The 25,231-nt window shown below is 57.7% G+C and carries 28 protein-coding genes and 1 tRNA gene; 22 read left to right on the forward strand and 7 right to left on the reverse strand.

The window, feature by feature from the left end; genetic code table 11:
• The first annotated feature begins 5 nt into the window (after nucleotides 1-5).
• The 9 genes from ACZRKZ_RS20655 to ACZRKZ_RS20695 all read left to right on the forward strand — a co-directional run bounded on the left by ACZRKZ_RS20655 (nucleotide 6) and on the right by ACZRKZ_RS20695 (nucleotide 7,073).
• Nucleotides 6-293 carry a hypothetical protein gene (locus ACZRKZ_RS20655; protein WP_069550813.1) on the forward strand — a complete coding sequence of 96 codons (288 nt, stop codon included), beginning with the start codon at nucleotides 6-8 and terminating at the stop codon, nucleotides 291-293.
• Complete coding sequence (locus ACZRKZ_RS20660) at nucleotides 286-510, forward strand: hypothetical protein (RefSeq protein ID WP_069550812.1); 225 nt, start codon at nucleotides 286-288, stop codon at nucleotides 508-510. Before ACZRKZ_RS20655 ends, ACZRKZ_RS20660 begins: the two co-directional genes overlap by 8 nt.
• Nucleotides 507-1,385 carry a toprim domain-containing protein gene (locus tag ACZRKZ_RS20665; RefSeq protein WP_069550811.1) on the forward strand — a complete coding sequence of 293 codons (879 nt, stop codon included), beginning with the start codon at nucleotides 507-509 and terminating at the stop codon, nucleotides 1,383-1,385. The genes ACZRKZ_RS20660 and ACZRKZ_RS20665 overlap by 4 nt, the downstream gene beginning before the upstream one ends.
• A complete protein-coding gene (locus ACZRKZ_RS20670) occupies nucleotides 1,372-3,168 on the forward strand; it encodes a DUF927 domain-containing protein (protein WP_463881735.1) in 1,797 nt (598 codons plus the stop codon). Before ACZRKZ_RS20665 ends, ACZRKZ_RS20670 begins: the two co-directional genes overlap by 14 nt.
• Nucleotides 3,169-3,520: 352 nt before the next feature.
• Nucleotides 3,521-3,826, forward strand: coding sequence for a hypothetical protein (locus ACZRKZ_RS20675; RefSeq protein ID WP_463982578.1), 306 nt, complete (start codon nucleotides 3,521-3,523; stop codon nucleotides 3,824-3,826).
• Nucleotides 3,823-4,752 carry an RNA polymerase sigma factor sigma-70 region 4 domain-containing protein gene (locus ACZRKZ_RS20680; RefSeq protein WP_177031690.1) on the forward strand — a complete coding sequence of 310 codons (930 nt, stop codon included), beginning with the start codon at nucleotides 3,823-3,825 and terminating at the stop codon, nucleotides 4,750-4,752. The genes ACZRKZ_RS20675 and ACZRKZ_RS20680 overlap by 4 nt, the downstream gene beginning before the upstream one ends.
• A 471-nt stretch (nucleotides 4,753-5,223) precedes the next feature.
• Nucleotides 5,224-5,571, forward strand: coding sequence for a hypothetical protein (locus ACZRKZ_RS20685; RefSeq protein ID WP_463982579.1), 348 nt, complete (start codon nucleotides 5,224-5,226; stop codon nucleotides 5,569-5,571).
• Nucleotides 5,572-6,287: 716 nt separating this feature from the next.
• Nucleotides 6,288-6,488: a hypothetical protein gene (locus ACZRKZ_RS20690; protein WP_069550807.1), complete on the forward strand. Its 201-nt coding sequence runs from the start codon at nucleotides 6,288-6,290 to the stop codon at nucleotides 6,486-6,488.
• Between the two features lie 306 nt (nucleotides 6,489-6,794).
• On the forward strand, nucleotides 6,795-7,073 hold the full coding sequence (locus tag ACZRKZ_RS20695) for a hypothetical protein (protein WP_141718192.1): 279 nt from the start codon (nucleotides 6,795-6,797) through the stop codon (nucleotides 7,071-7,073).
• An 889-nt stretch (nucleotides 7,074-7,962) separates the two neighbouring features.
• On the opposite strand, the gene ACZRKZ_RS20700 is transcribed toward ACZRKZ_RS20695, so the two are convergent.
• Nucleotides 7,963-8,928 (reverse strand): arsenic resistance protein, encoded by a 966-nt coding sequence (locus tag ACZRKZ_RS20700; RefSeq protein WP_463982580.1) that lies wholly within the window; start codon nucleotides 8,926-8,928, stop codon nucleotides 7,963-7,965.
• A gap of 171 nt (nucleotides 8,929-9,099) precedes the next feature.
• Here ACZRKZ_RS20700 and ACZRKZ_RS20705 point away from each other — a divergent pair, with 171 nt between their 5' ends.
• Together ACZRKZ_RS20705 and ACZRKZ_RS20710 are read left to right on the forward strand one after the other, a co-directional pair.
• Entirely contained in the window at nucleotides 9,100-10,020 is a 921-nt protein-coding gene (locus ACZRKZ_RS20705) for an alpha/beta hydrolase family protein (RefSeq protein ID WP_463982581.1), read from the forward strand.
• A 70-nt stretch (nucleotides 10,021-10,090) separates the two neighbouring features.
• Nucleotides 10,091-10,501, forward strand: coding sequence for a hypothetical protein (locus ACZRKZ_RS20710; protein ID WP_463982582.1), 411 nt, complete (start codon nucleotides 10,091-10,093; stop codon nucleotides 10,499-10,501).
• A gap of 69 nt (nucleotides 10,502-10,570) precedes the next feature.
• Here the strand turns inward: ACZRKZ_RS20710 and gabP are convergent, their stop codons facing one another.
• Nucleotides 10,571-11,962, reverse strand: coding sequence for a GABA permease (gene gabP, locus ACZRKZ_RS20715; RefSeq protein ID WP_463982583.1), 1,392 nt, complete (start codon nucleotides 11,960-11,962; stop codon nucleotides 10,571-10,573).
• Between the two features lie 554 nt (nucleotides 11,963-12,516).
• Here gabP and ACZRKZ_RS20720 point away from each other — a divergent pair.
• The 11 genes from ACZRKZ_RS20720 (at nucleotide 12,517) to ACZRKZ_RS20770 (ending at nucleotide 21,713) form a co-directional block, all read left to right on the forward strand.
• A complete protein-coding gene (locus tag ACZRKZ_RS20720; RefSeq protein WP_149411347.1) occupies nucleotides 12,517-13,290 on the forward strand; it encodes an ABC transporter ATP-binding protein in 774 nt (257 codons plus the stop codon).
• A 13-nt stretch (nucleotides 13,291-13,303) separates the two neighbouring features.
• A complete protein-coding gene (locus tag ACZRKZ_RS20725) occupies nucleotides 13,304-14,059 on the forward strand; it encodes an ABC transporter substrate-binding protein (protein ID WP_133103118.1) in 756 nt (251 codons plus the stop codon).
• A 78-nt stretch (nucleotides 14,060-14,137) separates the two neighbouring features.
• A complete protein-coding gene (locus ACZRKZ_RS20730) occupies nucleotides 14,138-14,833 on the forward strand; it encodes an ABC transporter permease (protein ID WP_149411348.1) in 696 nt (231 codons plus the stop codon).
• A 38-nt stretch (nucleotides 14,834-14,871) separates the two neighbouring features.
• On the forward strand, nucleotides 14,872-15,561 hold the full coding sequence (locus tag ACZRKZ_RS20735) for an ABC transporter permease (RefSeq protein WP_463982637.1): 690 nt from the start codon (nucleotides 14,872-14,874) through the stop codon (nucleotides 15,559-15,561).
• Nucleotides 15,542-16,765, forward strand: coding sequence for a methyltransferase (locus tag ACZRKZ_RS20740; protein WP_463982584.1), 1,224 nt, complete (start codon nucleotides 15,542-15,544; stop codon nucleotides 16,763-16,765). The genes ACZRKZ_RS20735 and ACZRKZ_RS20740 overlap by 20 nt, the downstream gene beginning before the upstream one ends.
• A gap of 25 nt (nucleotides 16,766-16,790) precedes the next feature.
• Nucleotides 16,791-16,997 carry a hypothetical protein gene (locus tag ACZRKZ_RS20745; protein WP_463982585.1) on the forward strand — a complete coding sequence of 69 codons (207 nt, stop codon included), beginning with the start codon at nucleotides 16,791-16,793 and terminating at the stop codon, nucleotides 16,995-16,997.
• A 587-nt stretch (nucleotides 16,998-17,584) separates the two neighbouring features.
• Nucleotides 17,585-17,660: transfer RNA gene (locus ACZRKZ_RS20750), tRNA-Thr, on the forward strand.
• Nucleotides 17,661-17,756: 96 nt separating this feature from the next.
• Nucleotides 17,757-18,326, forward strand: a complete 570-nt coding sequence (locus ACZRKZ_RS20755; protein ID WP_463982639.1) for a hypothetical protein — start codon at nucleotides 17,757-17,759, stop codon at nucleotides 18,324-18,326.
• A 1,019-nt stretch (nucleotides 18,327-19,345) separates the two neighbouring features.
• Entirely contained in the window at nucleotides 19,346-19,597 is a 252-nt protein-coding gene (locus ACZRKZ_RS20760; RefSeq protein WP_463982586.1) for a hypothetical protein, read from the forward strand.
• Between the two features lie 12 nt (nucleotides 19,598-19,609).
• Nucleotides 19,610-19,906 carry a hypothetical protein gene (locus tag ACZRKZ_RS20765; protein ID WP_463982587.1) on the forward strand — a complete coding sequence of 99 codons (297 nt, stop codon included), beginning with the start codon at nucleotides 19,610-19,612 and terminating at the stop codon, nucleotides 19,904-19,906.
• Between the two features lie 79 nt (nucleotides 19,907-19,985).
• The gene (locus ACZRKZ_RS20770) at nucleotides 19,986-21,713 is read left to right on the forward strand and encodes a hypothetical protein (protein ID WP_463982588.1); all 1,728 of its coding nucleotides are present in this window, start codon (nucleotides 19,986-19,988) and stop codon (nucleotides 21,711-21,713) included.
• Here ACZRKZ_RS20770 and ACZRKZ_RS20775 read toward each other — a convergent pair.
• Genes ACZRKZ_RS20775 through ACZRKZ_RS20795 form a run of 5 tightly spaced genes read right to left on the reverse strand, consistent with a single transcriptional unit; the run spans nucleotide 21,693 to nucleotide 25,228 of the window.
• Nucleotides 21,693-22,670 (reverse strand): hypothetical protein, encoded by a 978-nt coding sequence (locus tag ACZRKZ_RS20775; RefSeq protein WP_463982589.1) that lies wholly within the window; start codon nucleotides 22,668-22,670, stop codon nucleotides 21,693-21,695. The genes ACZRKZ_RS20770 and ACZRKZ_RS20775 overlap by 21 nt on opposite strands.
• Nucleotides 22,643-23,347 carry a hypothetical protein gene (locus ACZRKZ_RS20780; RefSeq protein WP_463982590.1) on the reverse strand — a complete coding sequence of 235 codons (705 nt, stop codon included), beginning with the start codon at nucleotides 23,345-23,347 and terminating at the stop codon, nucleotides 22,643-22,645. Before ACZRKZ_RS20780 ends, ACZRKZ_RS20775 begins: the two co-directional genes overlap by 28 nt.
• The gene (locus ACZRKZ_RS20785) at nucleotides 23,344-23,892 is read right to left on the reverse strand and encodes a baseplate complex protein (protein ID WP_463982591.1); all 549 of its coding nucleotides are present in this window, start codon (nucleotides 23,890-23,892) and stop codon (nucleotides 23,344-23,346) included. The genes ACZRKZ_RS20780 and ACZRKZ_RS20785 overlap by 4 nt, the downstream gene beginning before the upstream one ends.
• Nucleotides 23,889-24,812: a hypothetical protein gene (locus ACZRKZ_RS20790; protein WP_463982592.1), complete on the reverse strand. Its 924-nt coding sequence runs from the start codon at nucleotides 24,810-24,812 to the stop codon at nucleotides 23,889-23,891. Before ACZRKZ_RS20790 ends, ACZRKZ_RS20785 begins: the two co-directional genes overlap by 4 nt.
• Nucleotides 24,809-25,228 carry a phage tail assembly chaperone gene (locus ACZRKZ_RS20795; protein ID WP_463982593.1) on the reverse strand — a complete coding sequence of 140 codons (420 nt, stop codon included), beginning with the start codon at nucleotides 25,226-25,228 and terminating at the stop codon, nucleotides 24,809-24,811. The genes ACZRKZ_RS20790 and ACZRKZ_RS20795 overlap by 4 nt, the downstream gene beginning before the upstream one ends.
• Between the last annotated feature and the right edge of the window lie 3 nt (nucleotides 25,229-25,231).

Below are 25,231 nucleotides of genomic sequence, written 5' to 3' on the forward strand. Positions count from 1 at the left end.
CCACCATGAATAACCAAATCTGCAAAACAGCGGGTACGCCGAAGGCTTGCCCGAAGAAAGCTACAGAGCTTTGGTTCGTCACCCATCCGAAGGTTCCCAAGGCGCTGCTGGGACCATTCTTGACTGAGGCCGACGCGGAGTGTGGCCGTATCGTGATGCGCAGCGCCGACGCAGTAGTGACGGCCTGCCTGGTCGATTCAATTGACGAAATCACCTACTGGCATGGCGCGAACAACGGCAAGGTCTGCCGGGCTTTTGCTGGCGCTGATCGCCGGGAGGTCGGCCATGAGTAACGTCATTCCCTTTGACCCGTTGAGCAGCATCGTGCGCGACGACCAACCACCACATATCGACCCGTACAGTTTTGCCCTCCTGGTGGGAGTGTTTAACGACCTGACGGCATTTCGTGACGGAGAGCCAAATCGTGAACGCGCCGCCCAGTTGCGCAAGACGGCCACCAAACTAAACGCCGTGCTGGCGCGGTTTGAGCCGCCCAAGGGGGCCGCATGACTGATCCCGCGATCCTATTCCGTGAAGCGCTCCAGTCAGTATTCGGGCCACTTGATTGGCTCCCCGACCCTGACGGCACCATTCACCGCTTCCACGTCCCCGGCGACAAATCCGGCACCCTCAATGGGTGGTACACGTTGTTTGCGGACGGCATCGCCTCGGGCGCGTTTGGTAGCTGGAAGGCTGGCGGCACTAATACCTGGAGCAGCCGAGAACCACACAATAACCACGAGGCCGAGCAAGTACGCCAGCGCATCGAGCAGGCCAGGCGCCAGCGTGAGGATGAGCAACGCAAGCGCCAGCTCAAGGCCGCGAACGTTGCACAACGCTGGTGGCGTGACGCACGCCGCGCCGATCCCGATCACCCGTACCTGATCGCCAAGTGCGTTCGGCCTCACGGCCTGCGCCAGCGCGGTGACGAATTGCTGATCCCGCTGTACTCCAGTGGCGTGCTGGTAAACCTGCAACGGATCACCACGAACGGGAATAAGCGTTTCCTGTTCGGGGGCCGGATCAAGGGCGCCTATTCGCCGCTGGGACGCATCACACCGGGCAAGCCGCTTTGCATATGCGAAGGCTGGGCAACGGGCGCCACGCTCCACGAAAGCGGCTACACCGTCGCCTGCGCCATGAATGCCGGGAACCTAAAGCCGGTGGCGCTGGCGCTTCGGGCTGAATACCACACCGCCGAAATAATCATCGCGGGCGACGACGACCGACAGACCGAGGGCAATCCAGGACGTGCCGCCGCCAATGCCGCCGCCGCCGCGTGTGGTGGCCTGGTGACTTTCCCGGAATGGCCCGCCGACGCACCGCTGACCCTTTCCGACTTTAACGATCTAGCAGCCTGGAGCCGCCACCATGCGCCCGCCTGAAGCCAACGTAATCAACCTGCGCCCCGAAGCGCCCATGGTCGAGCCCGAGCGTCCTTGCTGGGGCGTGTATGAGCACTGGGTAACGAACGAGAAAGGCCGTCGCCTGCGCCCCGGCGTGTACTGGCATAGCTTCAAGCGCAACGCCGCCGACGATGACAGCGACGATGACAAGTCTGACAGGCCAATCACTGACGAGTGGATCGCCACGCCCGTGACGGTGGTGGCGCGCACCACCAATAGCGACGATGGCAGCGAGGGCCGTTTCCTGCGCCTGGTGACTGAGAGCGGCGTCAAGGAATGGATCATTCCGATGGAGGTGTTCGGCGGTAGCGGGGAGGACGCCAGGCGAACGCTGTTCGGCATGGGCGTGATTATCGCACTCAAGAAACGCGGCCAATTTATGGAATACCTACTGGAACAGCGCCCCGATCAGGTGTTCGCCACCACCTGCCGTCCGGGCTGGCATGAGTCGGGCGCCTTTGTACTGCCTGGACGCACCATAGGCAGCGACAAGGTGCGTTATCAGGCCAGCGGCAAGGGGCAGAACCTATTCAGCCTGCGCGGCAATCTGGACGGCTGGAAAACCGATGTCGCGGCCAAGTGCGAAGGGAACCCGGTGCTAACGCTGGCGATTGGCTGCGCGCTGGCTGGCCCGCTGCTGAGCCTGGTGGGCGTGCTGGGCGGTGGTGTTCACCTGGTGGGCGACAGTTCTAGCGGCAAGTCACTGGCACAGCTTATTGGCTCGTCCGTATGGGGCGACCCCGGCATATTCGCCGCGTCCTGGGATATGACCAAAGGCGGTTTGGAAATCGAGGCATCGGGCCGCAATGACACCATGCTCCCCCTGGACGAAATCAAACGTGCCGACCCCAAGCGCGTACAGGAAATGGCCTACTCACTCGCCAACGGCCAAGGCAAGGGCACCATGACCCGCGAGCGTGAAGGTAGGGCCAAGCTGTCATGGCGTCTGCTGGCGCTTTCCAGCGGCGAACGATCCCTATCCGAGCACGCAGCCATTGGCGGCAATGCGGCCCACGCTGGCGCCGAATTGCGCATGGTGGACGTGAACGCGGGCACCCGCACCCACCGGGCCTTCGATGAATTGCACGGCCTTGCTGGCGCCGACTTCCACCGCCTGCTGACCGTTGCTGTCGGTGCGCACCATGGGCATATCGGGCCAGCGTTCGTGGAAAAGATGCTCGCCAGCGATGACCGCCCCGGACTGCTGGAGGACTTCGCGGGCATACGCGCCAAGTTCATCGAGGATAACGCTCAAGCCGGACGGGTAGCGGATCGCTTCGCTGTCATTGCACTGGCTGGGGAAATGGCTATCGCCTACGGCCTGTTGCCCTGGACGCCTGGTAGCGCCCTTGCTGACTGCCAGTTGCTGTACGGCGAGTGGTTGAGCCGGGTTGGCAGTGGTAACGCAGAAGACCGCCAGATCCTGGCCGGTATTCTCGATTTTATCGACAAGCACGGCAGTAGCCGCTTCTCAGACGTGAGCGACCAGACGCCCGACACCAAGGTATTCAACCGGGCCGGGTATTGGAAACTATCCGACGGCAAACAACTGTACCTGTTCAACAAGTCGGCATTGGTCGAGGCGGCACACGGGTATGGCCTGAGCCGCGTTATCAAGGCATTGGAGGGGGCGGGCGCTATTGCCGAACGTGGCGCTGATCGAAAGCGCCACGCCAAGAAGTACCGCGCCCCTGGTGGCGGCTCGCCCTGGCTGTATGTGATCGACCCGGAAGCCTTGGACGGTGAGGGTGGCGCCGTATGACCGTCGCAACTGCAAAACACGATTGCCCATATTCACAGGAACCTAGAATCGGTGGGAACAGTGGGAACAGTGGGAACAGCCAGGCAGGCCGGGGCTTTCAGCCGTTCCCACCTAATAAAAAGAGTGGGAACAAGTGGGAACACACAATCGCTTTCCAATATAAGAGAGCGATAAATATGCATGATTTGGTTATTACAGTTCCCACAAAAAATGGAGTGGGTACAAAATGGGAACAGAAAAACACCCCTGGAGGCCGCGTATTTACTGGGCTGTTCCCACTGTTCCCACTGTTCCCACACTTTTTGAATTCACAGGAACATTTGTATATGAGTAATCCGGGGGAGGTGACGCCATGAGCCTCCTTTCCGGCTTGCTCGATCACATGCCGCCGACCATTGCTGGCGATGACAAACCGACCGTTACCAAGCCCACCACGGAGCGTACACGCCTGGTTATGGTCGAGCGCCCCGCTCAATTGCAGGCAAGCACCTACACCAATGCCGCCAATGCAACGCCCGAGTGGCGCAAAGCCCGTGACCAGTACATCAACCACCTGATGGCGTGCCGGTCCTGCCATGCGCCAACCGGGCGCCACTGTTCGGCGGGTGCTGGCCTGTGCGCCGCATATGACCGGACGCCAATGGAGGCGACCCGATGAAACATGATGATTCAACCTTGAAGGTGAAACAGCGGGTTTCAGATGAGCAGCGTCGCCAAGTGCTGGAGCTGCGCCGCCGTCACTCACTGCGCGAAGTAGCCGAGGCAACCGGCCTACCACTGGGGACGGTGAAGACCATTATTAGTCGTTCGGGGGCATTCCGTGACAACGAGGCCCACCGCGCCCTATTCACCTTGCCGCCGATCAAGGCCAGCGCTGAAACGCTCCCCAGCGTGCCAGAGCTGCCACCACAGCAGCGGGTGACGGGCGACAAGGAAGTGGACGCCGTGTTGTGGCTGCGCTCGATCATCAACACCGGCCAGGCCGCGCTCATTGACCGGGCCATGGAAGGCGCCAAGAAGATCAAGACGCCGCTCGACGTGCTGGAGAAACGCTACACGGCTCACCTAGTGGCCACCAACCCCGGCCACCCGTTCGCCGCCATGTCGTCGTTCGGCTTCGCTGACCTGGATGCGCTGGCCACTCGGGCCATCGAGCAGCACCGGTTGAGGCTGGAAGGCGCGGCGCGCTTCGGTGATGACTTGCTGGCCGACACCGAGGCGGAATCGTTCTGTATCGCAGCGCTGCGCGGGCTAGAGGCTACCGGCCAATTCGGTGACTTCGACAAGGGCCAGGTGGCTGCCCGGTTCAACGCCCACCCTGAGCTGCTGCCTCACACGCTGGCCGATTGCCTGTATGAGCTGGATTACTGGAGCCGCCTGTATTGGCTACGCAACGCCGTAGACCGTGACGCCAGCGACGGACCAGCCGAAGCGACAGCGCGTGACTGGTTTGTGTTTGGCCTGCTGGCGGAGATACGGCCACGGGACAAGGCCGAAGCGCTGGCTGTATTCCGCTACCTGGTCGCCAGTGACCGCGATGACATGGCGGAGTCTGAGGCGATCATGCTGAACCTGATTGGGTAGTCCTATTCATCACCAACAACTAACCGTTTCCGCGCCACGTTTTGCGAATCACGAAAACGTGGCGCGCATCACTCGCACAGCTATTTGGTTACGCCCGGTATATGGCCGGGAACGCATGTTCTATCGAACGGTAAGAACGCGGTAAGGTTCAAAGTTCCACTAGATCGAAACAAGGGTGAGATTAGGGCGAGGCTGGTAACGGCAACGCTGGGCGGCCATCAATCCAAAAGATCGCACTAATATCACGCTAAGGCTCGACGGGGGACTAGGCGGGGGACGTGGCGCCGGTTAACAGCGTGGTTAACACGGAAAGCGAGAAGCGAATGCCGGGAAATGTAACAGGGCGAGCTGTAACAGAGCGTGTAACAGGGAAACGCACTGTTTCGCGCAAGGTTCCCGAGTGACCACCATCAGTGACCACTTCCATCTGGTCACAAAACCATCAAACAGGGTTTGGGGAAACACAACCCCATGAATGAGCCGCGTCAAGTGCCTATCGGCGTTTTTCGCGCAGTCGTCACGCATGATCGTCGCGCACTTGGAGTGCGTGAAACCGTCTCAGAGACAGGGTTGTCCGGCATTGGTACGCACCATCGGTACGCACGCCTGTTATCAATTGTTATGGTTCGCACCCTAGGTTCGCACTTCTGGTTCGCAACCACCAAGGCGCGAACCTGGCTGGCGATTACAAGCGCGGTTACCACCAATGGTTACCAGTTCGCACGGTTACTAGGCGTAGGTTTCCACTGTGGTTTCCACGGTATGGCAGTGTTTTTCACTGGACGAATGCCGGTTTGTGAAAACAAACCCCATGAATGAAGACCATTCTGCGAAAACACCCCATGAATGACCCGCCACTGGCGGTTTGAATCTCAGGTTTTCTCAGGTTCCACCGTGTCGAAAGCGACACACTGTGTAGGAATCAACACGGTGCCGAGCGCCTGCCACTTTGACCACGCTTTGACGGAGTGTGAGACAGGCATGATACGGAATTGCCGCAGGGTGGGCGTCTGAGGCCCGGCCTATGCGGGAGGCCCTCAAAGTCGAGGCTCTGGCCGTCTCATACCCCTGACAGACCCCTGACGGATTTTGGACAGCTTTGGACGGATCGGCGCCAGCGCCACCGAGCGCAATGGCGGGGAGCCAGCGGCATACCTGGGAAGCAGGCGGTTGGCTATCGTCCGGCCAGCACATCCACGTCCAAAATGGCCTAGGCGGGGCGAAATTCTTGACAGGCACTTGACGGATTGCCAGATCGCCACGCGCCAGCGCCTGGCTGGACGCCCTTATCTGTAAGGGCTGGCGCTTACTTATCGACTCGACAACAAGTGCGGCCCGTCCAAAAAAACATCAAGGGGGTGCAATAAATTTGCACCCTCTCCAGGATAATAAAAAGCTGTCTAGCCGATTCGCCAACAAACTACCGGGATCACGGTAGTTATCAGATAATCGAGCGACCCTTGAAGTCCGTTTTTCGGATAACAAACACCCCTCGATACCAGATTTTCCGGTATCGCACGCCAGAGGTTAAAGCCATGTCCGTTATCGACTGCGACTACCTACCCGCCGACAAGGTGGTGTTTCCACCCGAGCTGGCGCTATTGATTGTCAGGAAAGCCGCCGCCATGGCCGAAGCATTCGAGAGCCAGGCGCTCGACCAGCTAACAAAGGACGCCAGGCGTGCGCTTTTGCAGGGTTCGGAGCCGCGACGGATCATCAGGGAAATGCGTCTGTAGATAGCAGGAAAAAGTACCCGCTATCTAGCCCGCGACACGTTTTCGTTATGCGCGGATTGTGTCGCGGATAAACTACCCAAAATCCGGGTAGTTCTCCTGTTTGAAATCGGACAACCCCAGATCGCCACACAAGGCCGCCCAGTGTCGTAGCACCTGCCATACCGAAATGGGAGATCAGGCTAATTGCCGTGGAATCCCGTAATTACCGGAGCGGCTAAGTTTGAGCCATCCTGAACCGGGCTTGAAGGCGTACCGATAAACGGTGCCGTTCTGCCCTTTGCAATTGCTGTACAGGGACTATCCTCGATGAAAACGATAGCCAATTGCCTTCATTTTCATCGAGGACGCATCATGGGCTTTACCATTTGCTACAGCTTCAAAGGCCAAAGAAGGGTGCTTGAGCATCCGGCAGATTATCTCTCTCCGAACGTCGCCGTTTGCTACGCACTGTTGGATTCAGGAGCTGTTCTACAAGAAGCAATGCCGCATTGGGAGAGCAGCTATTTGGCTATTGTTGAGTTTGCAGAGGGACTTGGCATCACCGAAGTGAGATGGCATCAATCAATTTCTCGCCCTCATTGTTAGAGCTTCACCGTGGGCACGCTACAGACTAAAAGGGCGGTGGAAATACCTAGGAGTGGTTCGGATTCGCCCGCCTCTGCAATTGTGTGCCGACGATTAGCCTGTAAATCTTTACGGGCTGGCTATTGCAGTCAGCAGAAGTGACTACATTGGATATGAGCGCTTTCAGCCGGAGCGCAGAACGGGAGCAACCAAGTGAACGCACACCAGCACCGCCAACGCCTAGCGTTCTGGCGCGGGTCATTCTCCGTGATATTGGGGGTTGTCGTTCTGGTTCTGGCTTTGATGCTGGCTGACCGAACGGGCCAGGTGGCGCCTAAAGAACTCAATAGCGAAAACCTGACCCGGCCACCGGCCCACTCACAAGCGCCAGATCATAAGCCAGCCGCGCAAACTATTGCGGCACATCAATAGTCCAAATCGGGCCGATGAGAGGGGGTACTTTTCGTTTTGGGGGCATTTTTGGGGGCATCAACAAAAAACAAAACCATAACATCCCAGTAAATACGCTGCCTGTAGGCTACGGTTCGATTCCGTCTCTGGCACCACTAATTAGTTTCAGGTGGTGCCAGCATCATCCGAAACACACAAGAAACCCGCCTAGTGCGGGTTTTTTGTTGTCTGCGATTCACTAGCCCGTATTCGTTGATAGATCGGGGCTGGGTAAGGATAAAGTTTTCATCAATCGCGCGAACAAAACCTCGTCTACCTTGATGGCATCATTGACCTTAGTGCCATCACTGGTAGGCAACGGATATGCGCAAGAAGTCTCAACCTTGGCTCACACACCTCATCTCGGGAAGAAGGCTTCATACCAGAGCAACTGGATAGGTCCTATGCATAACCAGCTCTAGGGCAGACTCTCATTGAACGATCCTGAACACTCACCCGCTTACCGACCTGCGGGCCATACCAGCGCCGGAATCAGGCGGATATAGATCAATTCCCCCACCAGTTCCACCAGCGTCTGCATGATCACCGCTGCGGCGGCCAGCCCGCGAATGTCTTCAGGCAACGCCAGCGCCAGGGGCAGCACTACCAGGGAGTTGCGGGTCGACGCACTGAACGTCACCGCCCGCGCCGTCACCGAAGGCAACCCGAACAACCGCGAAGCCAGAGCGCCCATCAGCGGCGCCAGCAACACGAAGCCGATATACACCGGGATCACCGGCGCCAGCAGGCCGATATCGCGCACCACCGAAGTGATCTGCGAACCGATCACCACCAGCAACACCAACGCCATTGCCGGCACCGGCAACCAGGCCCAGGCATCGTTCCAGACGCTGATGGCTTTTGATCGCCGGGCCAAGGAAGTTGTCAGTACCGCCAGCAGCATCGGCGCGGCGATCAGCAACAGGAATGCCTCGACAAACGGCCCCGCTGAAACCACCACGCCCGACTGCGACCCCAGCATCAAACTCAAATACACCGGCAACAGCAGCAATTGCAGCAGCAACAGAATCGGTGTTGCTGCCAGCATCAAGCGCGAATCACCCTTGCCTATATGGGTGAACACCACCACGTAATCGATGCACGGCGTCAGCAACACCAGCAACGCCCCCACCAGAATCGCCGGGTGCTCCACCAGCCCACGGGTCAGCGCCCACACCAGCAGCGGAACCAGGATGAAGTTAGCCAAGAGCAACGCCGACATGAAGCGCTTGTTGCTCAAGCCCTCGCGCCGGTCCAGAAACGGGATTTGCAGGAACATCGCGTACATCAGCACCGCAATGGCCGGCGTGACCAGCGCGCCCAGGCCTTGGGCCATCGAAGGCACCAGCAGGCCGAGGGCGGCGGCTAGCAGCACGGCGACGAAGTAGACCGGGATCTGGTTTTGTTCGAGGGTGTCGCGAGTCATGGGGCGTCTCGGATGGGGCGAAAGGCTGTCAGCCTATGCATCTGCAGGGCCAAGGTCGAGCGTCGTAAAATCTCTACGCCTTTGGCCCGCGATTTTTGTTAGCTTCGATCTCCTATAAAACTGCGCATGGGCTTCTGTAGCCCCACCGAAAGCGCAAGGGATCGAGCCGCCATGAACCTGCCCACCCGACCGCAACCCGAAACATTCAGCGAGCCCGCCACCGACGGTCACCTTATAGGCGGCTTTACCTGGCGCCATATTCGCACCGACATCGAACGCCCCGTAGTGATCATCAACGCCGCCACTTCGGTACGTTGCCGTCACTATTCGCGCTTTGCCGATTACCTGTTCACTCACGGTTTTGACGTGATCACCTACGACTACCGTGGCATCGGTGAATCACGCAGCGGCTCGTTGCGCGGGTTCAAGGCGTCGTGGTCGGATTGGGGCATGCTGGATTTCGAGGCGATGTTGCAGCGGGCGCAGCGGGAGTTTCCAGGGCAACCAATTGATGTGGTCGGCCATAGTTTTGGTGGCTGCGCGGCGGGGCTCGGGGCGTCAGGGGCGGTGATTCGGCGGCTGGTGACGGTAGGCGCGCAGTTTGCGTACTGGCGCGACTATGAAGCGAGCGGGCGCTGGCGGATGTTTGGCAAGTGGCATGTGGTGATGCCGTTGGTGACGGCGCTCTGTGGATACTTCCCTGGTAAGCGGCTGGGCTGGCTGGAGGACACGCCTGCAGGCGTAGTGCGCGACTGGAGTACCCCGACGCCAGGTTATGAAGGACGGCCTAGTGGGCGCGCCTTGGGCGAGCTGCCATTCTCACGGGTGAAAGCGCAGATCCTGGCGATCAGCATTACCGATGATCCGTTTGGGACAGTGGCAGCCATCGAGCGTCTGCTGGGTTATTTCAAGGCGGGCGAGCGCACGCATCTGCGGATTGCGCCGCAGGATATTGGCGAAGAGGCAGTCGGGCACTTCGCGTTTTTTCGCAGCCAATATCAGGATCGGTTGTGGCCGATTGCGTTGGCGTGGCTACGACAAGGCGAACTGGCAGCGAATACACCGGGGCGTCGAGTGACGGATCGTACCTAGAAACCCTTGGGGTTTTCCCAAAGCTGCGCTTCAATAGCCTACCCAGATCCTGAACCAAGGACGTGAGCCCATGGCCTCGCCGAACAAACAGCAAAAACGCGCCCACCGGGCAAAAGCCAAGGCCAAGCAGAACCGCACACAGCGAGCCGGCGCGCCCAAGGATGCCTTTGACGGCGACGACAGCCGCATTGATCTTGAATCGGTGGATTTGACCGAGCTGTTTGTGGAAATGCGCAACGCTGGCGAAACCAGTCAACAGGCGCTGTGCGCGGCGTTCCTGGCACATCCATTGTTGGCGCTGGTGTTGGAGCAGGAAGGCGAAGAAGAAGCGACCGACTTTATCATCGCGGCGCTGATCGAGTATCGGCAGTGGGCGACCGATAGCGATGATGAAGCAGCGGCGTTGGCGTGGGTTGAATCGTCGGAGTTTCAGGTCGATTACTTGGCGGCATCCCAGGCACTGACCAACTCAGAGAACTAACACAAAACAAATGTGGGAGCCCGGCTCCCACAGGTTTTCGCATTGCTTGGCAGAGGGTATTTCAACCCATCAGTTGAGCACTGCAGCCCCCACCTTTTGGCCCCTGCGCCGACTCGCCACAAACAGCCCCGCCGCAACCACCAGCAAGCTCAAGATACCGGTGGACATGATCTCCACGCGGTGCGCTTCCTGGAACAGCATGATTGTCAGCACGCCGACGATAAACACGATCACCGCATAGGTCAGGCCCGGGAACAGCCACATTTTGAAGGCAACTTCCTCGCCCGCCGCTATACGCTTCTGACGCATGCGCAGTTGCGACACCGCGATCACCAGATACACCAACAGCGCGATGGCGCCAGAGCTGGCCAGCAGGAATTCAAATACCGCAGCCGGTGCCACGTAGTTGGCAAACACTGCCAGGAACGCCGCACCAGTGGACAACCACACCGCCCAGTAAGGCGTGCCGCTCTTGTTGGTGCGCTTGGCCACAGCGGGAGCATCACCGCGACGGCTCAGCGAGAACAGCATCCGCGAAGCGGTATACAGCGCCGAGTTCAGGCAACTGGTTACCGCAACCAATACCACCAGGTCGACGATCAGCTTGGCATTCGCAATGCCCATGCGCTCCAGCACCGTCTGGTAGGAACCGACAGCCGCCAGCGCCGGATCATTCCACGGCACCAGTGCGACAACGATGAAGATCGACACCAGGTAGAACAGGCCAATCCGCCAGATCACCGAGTTGGTGGCCTTGGAGATTTGCTGGCCAGGGTTCTTCGATTCGGCGGCGGCGATGGTGACGATCTCGGTGCCCATGAACGAGAACATGGTGGTCAGGATCGCTGCCAATACCGCGCCCATGCCATTAGGCAGGAAACCTTGAGTGTCAAACAGGTGCGATACACCGCTGACCTGGCTGCCCGGCAAGAAGCCGAAAATCGCCAGAATTCCGAGGATTACAAAACCAATGATCGCCACGACTTTGATCAAGGCGAACCAGAACTCAAACTCGCCGTAGTGCTTCACGCTGAACAGGTTGGTGGCGGTCAGCAGCAAGGTGATGATCAGGGTGAATGCCCAAATCGCCACGTCCGGGAACCAGGCATGCAAGATAGTCGCGGCGGCGTTGGCTTCCAGCGGAATCACCAAGACCCAGAACCACCAGTACAGCCAGCCAATGGTGAAGCCCGCCCAGTGGCCGATCGCCCGGTCGGCGTACGTGGAAAACGAGCCGGTGTCTGGCGAGGCCACGGCCATCTCGGCGAGCATGCGCATCACCAACACCACCAGCGTACCGGCAGCAGCGTAGGCCAACAGCACCGCTGGGCCCGCTGCGGCAATCGCGTGGCCGGAGCCGACAAACAAACCGGCACCGATCACACCGGCAATCGACAGCATGGTGACATGCCGTGGTTTAAGCCCCTGTTCGAGGTCATTGGAGCTTTGCGTACGACTCATTGACACACCTTTGCGAGGAATTGCGAATACGGTCCACCCGGCCTGCCGTCTTTTTCGTGAAAAGAAACAAACAGAGCGTTCTTTATTCTTTACGCAAGATTTGCGCCAAAATGTAACAAAGCCCGGTTTGTCGTGGCCTGTAAAGAGATTCTTCATCCGTCGCAAGTCATTGAGATTACTGGCAATTCGCCACAGCGTTACCCGGTGACTCACTTCAAGAACGAATGAGCGCACCAAGAACACACACAAAAAGTACGTGACGCCCCATTAAAGGGCTGATGCGGACCGTTTGCCCGTTTAACCCTTCCAACACCCGGCCAAAGCTGGCACCATCGCGCCTTTTTTTACGCGAAGCCTTGGGCGAATCGGGTTCAAACGACTGTTCGGTTGTTGATGGCGCGACACACTGCTGCGCCGATGCGACAACCTGCCACACACCGCCGATTTACCCCTGGTAACGCTGTTGGCTGTCATCCAGAGGCTATGCTAGCTTGGCGCCTCGCCAGGAAGGCGGCCCAACAGCAGGAACGCAACGAACACAATGAGGACCCCACATGGCCGAGGCCACGCCCGCGCTTGAAATCCGCAACTTGCATAAACGCTACGGTGAGCTGGAGGTGCTTAAAGGCATCTCGCTGACCGCTCGCGACGGCGATGTGATCTCGATCCTGGGTTCCTCCGGTTCCGGCAAGTCCACGTTCCTGCGCTGCATCAACCTGCTGGAAAACCCCCATCAAGGGCAAATTCTGGTGGCTGGCGAAGAGCTCAAGCTCAAGGCCGCGAAAAACGGTGAGCTGGTGGCGGCCGACGGTAAACAGATCAACCGCCTGCGCAGCGAAATCGGTTTTGTGTTTCAAAACTTTAACCTGTGGCCGCACATGAGCGTCCTCGACAACATCATCGAGGCCCCGCGCCGAGTGCTCGGCCAGAGCAAAGCCGAAGCCATCGAAGTCGCCGAAGCCCTGCTGGCCAAGGTTGGCATCAGCGACAAGCGCCACGCCTACCCCGCGCAGTTGTCCGGCGGCCAGCAACAACGCGCCGCGATTGCCCGTACCTTGGCGATGCAGCCCAAAGTCATTCTGTTCGATGAGCCGACCTCGGCCCTTGACCCGGAAATGGTTCAGGAAGTACTTAATGTGATCCGCGCGCTGGCCGAAGAAGGCCGCACCATGCTGCTGGTCACTCATGAAATGGGCTTCGCCCGCCAGGTGTCCAGCGAAGTGGTGTTCCTCCACCAGGGCCTGGTCGAAGAGCAAGGATCGCCACAGCAGGTGTTCGACAACCCGCTTTCGGCGCGCTGCAAACAATTCATGTCCAGCAACCGCTAACGGAGCAACATGCATGCAGAACTATAAAAAATTCCTCCTGGCCGCCGCCGTCACCATGGCCTTCAGCGCCACAGCTGCAGCCGAGACGTTGAAAATGGGGATCGAAGCGGCCTACCCGCCCTTCAACAATAAAGACGCCAGCGGCCAGGTTGTCGGCTTCGACAAAGACATCGGCGACGCCCTATGCGCCAAGATGAAAGTCGAGAAATGCGAAGTGTACGTCTCCGATTGGGACGGCATCATCCCGGCCCTGAACGCCAAGAAGTTCGACTTCCTGATCTCTTCGCTGTCGATCACCGACGAGCGCAAGCAAGCCGTCGATTTCACCGACCCGTACTACTCCAACAAGCTGCAGTTCATCGCGCCTAAAACCACGACCGACTTCAAGACCGATAAGGCCTACCTCAAAGGCAAGACCATCGGTGCGCAGCGTGCGACCCTGGCCGGCACCTGGCTGGAAGATAACCTGGGCGACGATATCAAAACCACGCTCTACGACACCCAGGAAAACGCCTACCTCGACCTGACTTCCGGTCGCGTTGACGCGATTCTGGCGGACAAGTACGTGCAATTCGATTGGCTCAAGACCGACGCTGGCAAGGCTTACGAGTTCAAGGGCGAGCCCGTGGTAGAAAGCGACAAGGTCGGTATCGCCGTGCGTAAAGGCGACCCGCTTCGCGAGCGACTGAACAAGGCCCTGGCGGAAATCAAGGCCGACGGTACCTACAAGAAAATCAACGACAAGTACTTCCCTTTCAGTATCGAATGATCCTGAATTGCCTGCCCGGCGCGCTCGCTTGAGCGCGTCGGTCCTTCGCAATGCCTGCCGCGATATGAATAAACACCCATGACTATCGATCTCTACGGATTCGGCCCGGCGCTCGCAGCCGGCGCGCTGATGACCGTCAAACTGGCACTCACGGCCCTGTGCCTGGGGCTGGTGCTCGGCCTGGCCGGTGCCTTGGCCAAGACTTCCCCGTACAAGTCGCTGCAATGGCTTGGCGGCACTTACTCGACGCTGGTTCGCGGTATCCCCGAGCTACTGTGGGTACTGCTGATTTATTTCGGCACGGTCAATATGATGCGGGCCCTGGGGGAGTTTTTCGGCAACCCCGACCTTTCCCTCAGCGCCTTCGCCGCCGGGGTGATCGCCCTGGGCCTGTGCTTCGGCGCCTACGCCACTGAAGTGTTTCGTGGCGCGATCCTGGCAATCCCCAAGGGCCACCGTGAAGCCGGTGTTGCATTGGGCCTGTCGAAGCTCCGAATCTTCACCCGTTTGATCATGCCGCAAATGTGGCGCATCGCTCTGCCGGGGCTGGGTAACCTGTTCATGATTTTGATGAAGGACACCGCGCTGGTCTCGGTGATCGGCCTGGAAGAAATCATGCGCCACGCGCAGATCGGCGTGAGCGTTTCCAAACAGCCCTTCACGTTCTATATGGTCGCCGCCTTCATGTACCTGGGCCTCACCGTCCTGGCCATGACCGGTATGTACTTCCTGGAAAAACGCGCCGCTCGCGGCTTTGCGAGGAGCACGCAATGAACGGGGACTACAGCTGGCTGTCGCATTTTGACCTGGGCCTGAACTGGGCCGTTATCATCAAATGGCTGCCAAAACTGGCCCAGGGCGCAACCCTGACCATGGAGCTGGTGGCCATTGCCGTAATCCTCGGCCTGCTGCTGGCGATCCCCCTGGGCATCGCTCGCTCGTCGCGCCTGTGGTACGTGCGTGCCCTGCCCTACGGCTACATTTTCTTCTTCCGTGGCACGCCGCTGCTGGTGCAGTTGTTCCTGGTCTATTACGGCCTGGCGCAGTTCGACGCCGTGCGCGAGAGCGCCCTGTGGCCCTATCTGCGCGACCCGTTCTGGTGTGCCACCGCCACCATGACCCTGCACACCGCCGCCTATATCGCCGAGATCCTGCGCGGCGCAATCCAGGCTATTCCACCGGGTGAGATCGAGGCGGCGCGGGCCCTGGGCATGTCCAAACCCAAGGCGCTGTTCTACATCATTCTGCCTCGGGCGGCGCGCATCGGCCTGCCGGCCTACAGCAACGAAGTGATCCTGATGCTCAAGGCCAGCGCCCTGGCCAGTACCGTGACCTTGCTGGAACTGACCGGCATGGCCCGGACCATCATTGCCCGCACTTACCTGCCGGTGGAGATCTTCTTCGCCGCCGGGCTGTTCTACCTGTTCATGGCTTACATCCTGGTACGCGGCTTCAAGCTGCTGGAACGCTGGTTGCGGGTCGATGCCTGCCAGGGACGCTGAAACCCGGTTGACGGGTGAGCACCTGCTCGCCCGCTTCCAGGCGCTGGATGCCTTCCTCACCGAACATCAAGGGTTGTGGCAGCCACGGCCCTTTACCCATCTGCAATTGCCGTGGGAAACCAGGCATCCCGAGCTGGCCCAATGGTTGCGCCGACGCTCCCTGGCCGAGGCCGAGAGCAGCCATAACCAGCCACATACCTTGCCAGCACCCGCACCGTTTCCTCAGTTGGCAGCCCAATCCCGGACGCTCAGTGCTGTGGATAACTTGCCGACGGTTGCCCTTGCACCTGCGCCACCGCGCTTGAACGTCGACGTTCCCGGCCGCAAGTGGCAGCAGATCGAAGCCTTCGGCGCCGCCCTGCAGTTTGCCAACAGCTCCACACACTGGCTCGATTGGTGCGCGGGCAAAGGCCATCTCGGCCGTAGGCTGCTGCAACCAGGACAACAACTGACATGCCTGGAATACGACCCCGCCCTGATCGCTGCCGGCATTGCCCTGAGCGAACATCATCGATTGCCCACGAGTCATTGCCAGCAGGATGTGATGGCCGAGGATGCCGCGCTGCGACTCAACCGCGAACACACACCCGTAGCCCTGCACGCTTGCGGCGACCTGCATGTACGCTTGATGCAACTGGCAAGCACCGCCGGTTGTAATCAAATGGCCGTGGCACCTTGCTGCTATAACCGCATCAGCGCCGAGCAGTACCAGCCGCTGTCCGACCCCGCCCGGCGCTCGGCTTTGCGCCTGTCGGTGGAAGAACTCGGCTTGCCGTTGAGCGAAACCGTCACCGCCGGCGCCAGGGTCCGCCAGCAACGGGACATCTCAATGGCCAGGCGCCTGGGGTTTGATCAGTTGCAACGGCAACTGCGCGGGTGCGATGACTACCTACCAACACCGTCGCTGCCCAGCAGTTGGCTGGGCAAGCCTTTCGCCGATTACTGCCAGGAACTGGCAGCGCTCAAGGGATTATCCACAGGCGAACAGGACTGGACGACGTTGGAAACGCAGGGCTGGCAACGCCTGGCCGAGGTTAGAAACCTGGAATTGGTGCGCGGTCTGTTTCGACGCCCGCTGGAAATGTGGCTGGTGCTGGATCTGGCTCTGTTTCTCGCGCAAAACGGCTACAGCGTGCAAGTGGGCCGCTTCTGCGAAACGGCGCTGACCCCGCGCAACCTGATGGTGCTGGCCGAGCGCGATTAAGGGGCAGACTTTCCAGTCACAGCCTGTGGATAACTCTGTTGATGAAATCCTGGCGAAGGCCGTAGCAGCAAGCGCTGCAGAGCAAAATGCTGACTGGTTATTTTTTGTTCAAAAAATAAAACGCACGCAAAACAGGCAGTTGCAGCCCAATGAGTACAGCACTACAAAATATCTGTTTCAGCCCATTTACAACCATCAGATTGTGCATAAGCATCTGGCGGTAACGGCATAACCCGGCTGGACAAGCTGACCCCAAGACTCATTGCGCAAGCTAGTGCGACCGATACCGGGCAAGGCGTGGCTCAAGCCAAAGTGATGATGCAAGGCATTCTGCGGGTCCAAGTCCAGGGCCAGCACCGACTGCCCCAAACGCTGAAAACCGCCCGGACTCAAATTTGGCGCATTGACGAAAAGCGCCCGTTCGACAAACCCCTTCACCCGATCCCCTTCAACCTGCTCGACCGTGCCGACAAACCGCACATCCGCCCAATCCGGCGGCCATCAGGAAAACCGAAACTCCATGGGACACCCTCACTGCCTTGCTTCCTCCAGTGGCTTGCGCTGGCCGAGTTCAGGAGGCCTGCGCGGGGTTGGGAGACTCTCGCATGACGGCAATTGGCAACCACCCACAAAATGGATATCGGGGAATCTGCGGTGCATTGGGAAACCACCTTCGCGCGGTGTCGACGGCGCGGGCGGTGAGGTTGAATCCGAGGGGTTGCTGCGGGGCGGACGGGGGAAAAGCTGGGGGTCTGAAAAATAGTAAGAATTCAGGGGTTTACAGAAATTTTCCAATCGCTATAATCAGCGCCCTAACACGCCGGTATAGCTCAGTTGGTAGAGCAACTGACTTGTAATCAGTAGGTCCCGAGTTCGACTCTTGGTGCCGGCACCATATAAATCAAAGGCTTGCAGCGATGCAGGCCTTTGTTTTTTGTGCTCCACGTAACAAGCCACGTAACAAGCACCCCAAACGGATTGGAGTAGGCGAATGGATTGGATGCAGTTTTTCTCTGCTCTCGTATCAGCTTTGGCTTGGCCAGGCGCTATCGTCTGGATCATCTTCATGCTGAAGCGCCCCATTCTTGCTGCGATCCCAAAAATCCGAAGCTTTAAATATGGAGAGCTTCACATCGATCTCTCTGAAGAGCTGAAGTCTCTGCAAGAAGATCTTCCAGTCGCAACGCCCGACCCGTCTTCCTCCACTGACAGCCAAGACGTTAAGCCATCGATACCGGTACAGCTGGCTGCCGTTTCACCGAGAGCAGGTGTTATCACCGCGTGGCTTGAGGTCGAAAAAACCCTTGGCGAAGTTATCGAGAGCAAGCAATTGGAATCGGACAGCGCTAACAAGCACCGAGCAATACACTCCCCAAGACAGAGCTTTGAATTGCTGCGCCGGCACCAGTTCATTGACAAAAACGTATTCGACGTTGGTGTTAAGGCATTCCGACTCCGAAACGAGGCGATGCACAGGCATGATCAAGAGGTGAGCTTTGAAGACGCTCTTGCCATGGCGGATATATGTGAATGGCTCACAGAGCGACTGAAGGCTGCTTAACTTTCAAGCCGTGGATGGGTCAAGCAGTTGCGGGCGTGTCCACTCAAGCGTCAGACTTTGCAACCCGCACCGAAGGGGCTCTCCACTTTCAGGTTGACCCCTCGGAAAAAGGTAATTTTGGTAATCGGTTTTCTGAAATACCCTGAAAGCCTTTAAAATCAAGGGTTTGAGAGTTATTGGTAATGGTAATTTTATAGTAATTGAATAGTAAGATTATTACTTTTGACTAGGGTAATTTGCCAAAATCAAAAAAACCTTATAAATCAATAGCTTACAAATAAATTACCTTTGAGATTACCCCTAATTACCGTCCCCGGTAATCGCTCAAAGCCAAGCCCTGCAAGGCCTGCAGACTGACCTCCAATCCAAATTACCAAATTACCCTATCCCCGCAGCCCTCCTGAAAAGCCACTTTGCCACCATCGAAAAAAGATCCCAGATCTCTCATCGATGACGTTTTTTGGGACGGTGAAAAAGGGATGACCTGGTCACAATCGCCGGGTGATTCTGTGAAATGACCGAAACCGCCTGCAGGCCTTGTACCACTTGAGGTGTAGCGGTTTTTCCTGCTCGGCGAATGTTGGTATTTCCCCACCCGAATTGATCGAGCGCGTTTTCGAAAACCCACTCAAACCCACGTTTTCCAATTTTTCGCCCAATGAAACCGGGGGTTCCAGGCTTGCCCCGCTCATGACCTCCCGCAGCGCCGCTGTGCAACCGCGCTGCATTTCTTTGCAAAACCTTGCACAAAATGAAATGGCCATTCCCCTGTGAAGCCCCACGGCCCACCTGGCCTGCAGGATCGTTTGCACTACATCCAGATTTGCACAAAAAACGGACGCAAAGCCCGTCGGCGGGAGGGGGATAAGTGCTTTTTGGTGAGTTTTTTTCTTCACGAGCCTGTTTTCTTTAACGCCGTGACCTGAACGGCAATGACCAGCACTTCATCGGTCCGCTATAGCCTGACCGCGCCTCGCAGACATACTGTTCATGCATACAGCAATCAGCAAGAGCTAGCGATGAGCGAAAAACATTCTGAAAGGTCGGTGGACCAAGCCACCGCTGTCGCGCTGTGGCACGCATTGCTACGTGATGAAGCCGCTTTGCTAGAACATCCGGGATCTCATCACAAAGCCCTACTGACATGGGCCTACGCATTGCACCGGGATCACGTGATCGACCGTGACGACCTTCGCGATTTCCTGGAGCAGGCGGATGGCGCTCTGGCCTATGCGGTCGAAGCCCTTTTTGATCGTCAGCTTGGCGAATAGGAGGGCTACCGTATGCATATGTTGATTACCCCAATGAGATGCCGAGGTGTTCCACTGACGCCACAAGAGCGGCGACTCTATCCGGCGATAAAGGGCAATGTGATTGTGAATTCAGAGAACAATGCCGAGCTGGGCCGGAGTGCCAATGTAGCCCGCGTTGAGGTGGGAATGCCTCTCGAACCAGATCCTTTACCACGATTGCTGGACGCAACGCTGGCGGGGATGGCCGTGATCGGATTTGTCTTGAGCGGGATTGAATTCATTGATGGCTGCGCATATGCGCAATCTTGGTGGTGCAGGCTTGGGTGAGCATGTGATATAGAGATTGAACATCAATCTACGACTTTCTTTATCGAAACAATAATTATTTTCCTGAAAAGGACATCACATGCTTCAGGCAAGCACCGGTAAACATTTCACACTTCCATGCAGGCATTCAAACCTACTTCGAGGCGTCCTATATACAAACATGAGTTTGTTTGGGGAAGAAGGAGTAGAAACAGTATTCGGGAAGTTTTTTCCATCTTCGATGCGAAGACACCCCAACGTCATTTCCTGCGAAATAATTGAAAATATTGAGCATGAAGGAATTGCCCCAGGAGTATTGCACTCCAATGGAATAGATATCTACTTAAGTGATTTTGCGGACATCATATCATTCTCCCTCAACATCATCTGCACCCCAGATGCAGATCTTGCAAACAGACTCTTAAGCAAACAAGAAAAACCCGGCGCACCATCACCGAAAAAACATCTAAATCGAATTTATGAAGATTCGGTATATATCAAACCTGAAGAGATCGAAGACCTTAAAATATTCACCTCGGATTTATTAGGACTCCGGAGGAAAGAATACCTATTAGCGATCAAAGCAATTAGAACATACGTAACAGCTCTACATCGACTAAGCGAGAACTTGGATCTGTCATACACGCTCTTAGTAATGTCGATAGAGGCCCTCGTTCAGAAATTCAGCACCTTTGAATCTTCATGGGGCGATATTGAAGACGCCAAGAGAAAACCAATAGAAAAAATACTAGAAGAAGTTGATCCGGAAATATCTGATAGATTGAAAGCTGTAATTGTTAAAAATGAACATCTTGCGCTAGCCAAGAAGTTTAAACATTTCATACTTGCCAACCTGCCGGCGAATTACTTCACGGATGATGCCTCACTACTTTCCCAGCCAATCGGCCGCAAAGACTTGGAGAGTGCATTACAAAACCTTTACAAGACTCGTTCTAAATACGTTCATGAGCTAAAAGCTTTGCCCAAAGATTTCGGGAAGTTTTCAGGACAGTCTGAAACAGCAGTTTTTGACAATGAAATAATACTGTCTTTCCAAGGCCTTACTCGCCTAGCGAGGGCCGTAATAAAGGAATTCATCACGAAGCAAGAAAAGATTCAACATGAATCGTGTGATTACAATTTAGAAAACCCCAACTTATCTCGACTGCCACTCTGCCCATCCATGTGGATAAGCGACACCCAACAAGTAACTAAAGATAACTTGAGCACTTTTTTTTCTGGCTTCATAGGATTAACCGAAAACCTCTATAGCGATGCTCCCAAAGGAAAACTGTATGATGTGAGAGGCGTAATAGAGAAAGGCTACTCGATGAAACACCAATTATCTACGCAGCAGTTCCGATCAGCTCTAGCCCTATGCGTTGTATTCTCAAAACTTGCAAAACATGAATACATACCCAAAATTGATATTTCCGACAAAGAATACGACTTAATAAATGGTCCGTCCGCCGAGTCACTTATTGCCCATGCCGTTTTGGGATACGATACCGAATGGAGCGTTGCTGAACACGAGATAGAATTCGAAAACTATTACAAGAAACGTTTCAAAAAAACCGGATATCGGGTTTCGCACAAATTCGAGGCATGCTTAGGTTTAGCATTAGCGGAAAGATATAGAGCTTCCGGTGACAATGATCGCGCCGAAAAACAACTTCATAAAGCCGCTGACGACTTCCCTTCTATTAAATCAATAAGAGAAGTATCGCGGAACTTTAAGCCAGACACACCTTTGCGATGGCTCGAAATAGTTTACCCAAACATTATCTATAAACCATCACAAGAAACTCTAGAGTGTAATGGACTTTAACTTTACTGATAGCGTAAGGGCTCGTGCGGCTTTTTCCGTGAATACCGCCGCATCGGTCGGGCTCGGCGTTGGACCGGGCTGGTGAGTGTGCTCAGATAATTGGACATTCATCTGTTGCACCAGGTCGAGCAAATCACAAAGTACCTGCAGCACGTTCACCCCCTCGGATCCCAACCAGGTCTTGGGCGCGACCATCCGCTGACTGACCGCCGCCACGCTCTTACGCAGCCCCTCAATCCTTTCCTCCATATCGCCACCCACCGTGGCGTTGTGCTTCTGCCCCACCACCAGGTTCAAATCCCGCCCGGTGGCCTGGTGCAGATCATCCACCGCCGCCAGGCTCGCAGACCCGCCCGATAGCAGCTTGAGCGCGCCCAGGGCTTCAAGCGTCTTGATGCCCCCTACCGATTCGGTTGAATGGTCGTCCACCGTCCTGGTGTGGCTCTGGAAGCTCTCCGTGTTCTGCATCGCCTCCACTTCCCGCTCGATCGCCTTATCCTGGATCTTGCCGTCCGTTTGGCGCAGCCAGTTGCCATCGGCGTCGACGCGCTGCTGGCAGGCTTCGCTGTGCTGCCACACCTGGTCGCCCTTCGGCACCCGGGGAAGGCTCAGGCCGTGTGGCAGGATCTGAGTGATAAAGGGCTTATGCGGCAGACCGTAGGCAAAGCTGACCACCACGGTGGTGCCCTCCTCCGGAAAGCCGAACATACCCGCCTCTTGCCCGCCCATTGGCGCCGGCAAAGGTAGGCCAGTCAGGATTGGCAGCGCGGGGTCTGGCTCGCCATCGGGCAGCAACACTTCCACGTCGACGCCAAAGCGCGGCCGGAAGTCGTCGCACAGCCCAGGTGCGGCCGGCGCATCGGGCACGGCCACCACCCGGCCAAAACGTGGCAGGTGGTAGCCGCCGGTCAGTTCAGGGAATTGCCGCTCTACACTGCGACGGATTGCGTCGTCCATTTGATCGCCATTTGGTTGCCGGCAAGGGTCACGCTGGTGATCCTCTCGCCCTGGTTGATGGTTGCACCTGGGCGCAGTCCTGGAAGGGCCGCGATCATTGCGCTCTGGTTGCCCTGGTAGCCGTCGAACAGTTCGACGGGCAGTTGCAGCGGCGAGCGGACACCGAAGAAGCTGTCGGCCCAACTGCCCACGAATACCTCGCCGTCGCCCTGCTGCTGCCAGATAAAGTCGGGGATGCTGAACACGCTGGCCAGGCTGTCCATGGCCAGGTAGCCAGCGGCCAGGCTGTAGAAGAACGGAGCCTTGACCTTGGCATAGGCCTTGTCCGGCACCCGGAAGCTCAGGCCAGTCTTGTCGCTGACCTCGGCCAGGACGCCCTGCAGGTCGACGTGGCGCAGGTTCAGCGGCATGGGCTGGGACAGGATTGCCGCCAGTTCGCGACAGATCAGGATCTGCTGCACGCTGTTGATTGCCGTCGACCGCTCGACAAAACCAATGAAGTGACGCTGTAGCGGGTTGTCGTTGTAGCCGACATCGAGCGTCACCAGGCCCTTGACCGGGGCGTCCGCCTGAATGGTGAAGGTCGCCCGGCCGGGGCTTTTGATCTCCAGCCGTACTTCGTCCTTGATCAGCGGGTGAGGCGTGCCGCCGATGGTCAATACCTTGTGAAGTTTCATGGTGTCGGGGCCAGCCAGTCGTCAACCTTTTTCAAGGTCCGTTCAAAGCCGCTCAGTTCCTCGGGTTTGCCGGTCCCGTCACCACCACCAGCGGCGGCGGCGCCGACTGCCGAGCCAGGGCCGGACTGTGATGTAACGCCCTTGCCGGCGCGCCGGTTCTCCACCCGCTCGGGGTTGGACAGCTTCTCTGACAGGGTGAATTGGACAAGCCACTGGTTGAGGGTGTCGTCTTCCCGCGCACTCACGCCGTCGCTGAACTGCACCTCGCGAATACCGAAAGCAGCGGCGGTGTCGTTGACGATCCGGTACATCTTGAGCTGGCCACCACTGGCCGTGGCCTCGGCCAATCGCATCAAGTCGCGCAGTTGCACCGCGTCAACGAACGCAATAGTGAGGCTCACGGCAAGGGTTTTGGGCTTGAAGCCCTTGTGCGCGGTCTGGCTGTTGCTGGTCTGTCCGGACAGATCGTCGCTTTCGATGCGCAGGTTGGCCGTGATTTTCAGGCGTTTGCCCAAGATCTGTTGACCGTCGAGTAATAGCGTCATAGGCCGACCAGCTCCCTCACAAAGCTCAAACCATCCAACGAACCCACCAGAAGCACGCCGGCGCACAACACCCACTCATGACCAGGTGCATCGCCTTCCAGCAAAGCGCGGCGCAATTCGTTGTTGTCGCCGGGGCCCAGGATCCGCGCACGCATGCTGTGATCGGCATTGCCGTCAGCCAGCAGGGCTTTCAGATCATTCAGCTGTTTGTCACGGCCCTGCTGCTGGGCAGCTTTACGGCCGGCCAGGGCTGCCAAGTCGCCCATGGGCGAGCTGTCGGCCGCGTAGCTCTCCAGAACGGCGATCTGGCCGGCCATGGATTGCTTGGCCGCTTTGACCACCGTGCAACGCTCCAGGGGCAGCGCCGACCAACGTGGCAAAGGCCCAGCGCTGGGGATCTCCCACTTTTCCGCCTCAAGGCGCGACAGGTTCCGTGCACGACGCTCAGCACGCACCAGGTCAGGGATCGGCAACAGCGCGTTGAAGCGCGCCAGGGTCTCAGCGAACTGGTCCAGGCGCGTGCCCAGGAACATCAGCGACAACGCATATTGAGGTCCGGCCGGTCGGCCGTTGTCGCTGGCGTCTACCAGTTTGGCGGCCAACTGCTGTAGCAAGTTGGGTGCGGACAGAAAACGCTGATGGCCACGCCCCTGGCCCACGCCACTTTGAAACGGCGTCACAGCCAGGCACGCCGGCGCCTCGCCCATCTGCCCAGCCAGTGCGGCGCGGCCGGCCTCGATCGCACCTTTGGCCGCGTCTCCCACCGGCCCCGGGTTGGTGCTGGTCATGCCGTCCAGGCCCGCCAGGCGTTGCGCGGTGCTGGCCAGCTCGCCGCCAGCCAGATCCTGGGCCGCTGACAGTTGGCTCATCCACTGGGTGGACTGCTCGGGCCAACGCATGGTCACCGGTGCCCAGGTCATGCCTCATCCATCCAGGTTGGCACCAAAGGGCGGGCAGCATGCGGAAAGCCTGACGTCTGGGGCCAGTCACGCAGGGCCTGCATGTACTGCAGCAGCTCTTTGAATTGCTCATCGCTCAGAGTAGTCGGCGTGTCGATTTCCACCTGGTCGCGGTGACGGTCGCGCAGCCCGATAGCAGCCGACAATGCCTGATCGCGCCATGCACGCTCGGTGATTGCCATCTGCTCATCCGTTGGACCTGGTGCGGCCATAGCGACCGGCACGCCATCAGCGTTTAGCTGAATCACCCGGCCACTGTCCTGAGCGCCAAGGAGGTCGGCGTAGACCTTGTCGGAGATCTTCACCGCGTCGGCCGGGATGTTCTTGCCGTGAATTTTTGACGATAAGAAACCGTCAATTGCAGAGAAAAATTTCATTGC

The sequence above is a fragment of the Pseudomonas sp. c313 genome (genome assembly GCF_055407145.1).